The organism is Hydrogenophilus islandicus, from assembly GCF_054657095.1.
Window position 1 is genome coordinate 1 of record NZ_BAAHXE010000067.1, and the last position, 1,120, is coordinate 1,120.

Here is a 1,120-nt window from a genome sequence, read left to right on the forward strand (position 1 = left end):
CAGGGCAATCGCATTTGGAATTCTCACAGGCCTGATGAAGAAAAGTGTTCACGGACAAAGGATTATGACGGGGGCTTGTAAACCCTGAGCGAATCGGGTCTACTCTCGATTTTTGTCGGGAGTAGAAATGACACTGATCGAAATCTTTGCTTGCTTGCCGGACCCGCGCACAGGTCCGGCCAAACGGCACGATCTGATCGAAATGATCGTGATAGCACTCTGTGCGGTGCTGTGCGGAGCAGACAGCTGGGTTGATGTGGCCGAATGGGCTGAGGACAACGAAGCCTGGCTCAAGCGCTACCTGGTACTTGCGCATGGCACACCGTCCCATGACACCTTCAGCCGGGTGTTCCGTCTGCTTGATGCCCGGGTGTTCGAAGCCTGTTTTCGCGAGTGGATCAGCAGTCTCGTGGGTGTTGTGCGCGGGGTCGTTGCCATCGATGGCAAGACCGTCTGCGGTTCGCGAGATGGCTGCAATAACGCACTGCACACCATCAGCGCCTACGCCACAGCAAGCGGCCTGTGCCTGGCGCAGGAGCATACCCGCGGCAAGGGCAACGAGATTGCCGCGATCAAGGCGCTGCTCGATACCCTCTCGCTCAAGGGGTGCATCGTCACGATCGACGCCATCGGTTGCCAAACCGAGATTGCTCAGAAGATTCTCGACCGGGGCGGGGACTACCTCTTAGCGGTCAAGGATAACCAGGAAACGCTGGCAACGGCCTTGCGGGAGTTCTTTGCCGACGGGGAGGAGAGAGGCTTTGGCCGCTTGCCGGTGGAGTGTTATGAGACGATCGAGAAGGATCACGGCCGCATCGAAACCCGGCGGGCGCTGTGGGTGACCGACCTCACCTGGCTGGATAAGCCCCTACGGGCGCGCTGGCCCAAACTCGCCGGCATCGGCATGATCGAGCGAGAGCGGGAGATCAATGGCGTCGTTTCCCGTGAGCGCGCCTTCTACATCGGCAGTCGAGGCGTGACGAGCGCACAAGCCTTTGCCCAGGCGGCACGCAGTCACTGGGCCATTGAGAATAGTCTTCATTGGGTGCTCGATGTCACGTTCCGTGAGGATGATTGCCGGGTGCGTAAAGACAACGCGCCGCATAACTTCGCGGCGCTA

Annotated in this window: 1 protein-coding gene; it reads left to right on the top strand. The window is 59.5% G+C overall.

Going from position 1 to position 1,120, the window contains the following annotated elements:
* Window positions 1-127: 127 nt before the first annotated feature.
* A partial coding sequence (locus ACYQ6T_RS10670) for an ISAs1 family transposase (protein ID WP_459830685.1) occupies window positions 128-1,120 on the top strand: 993 nt, incomplete at its 3' end.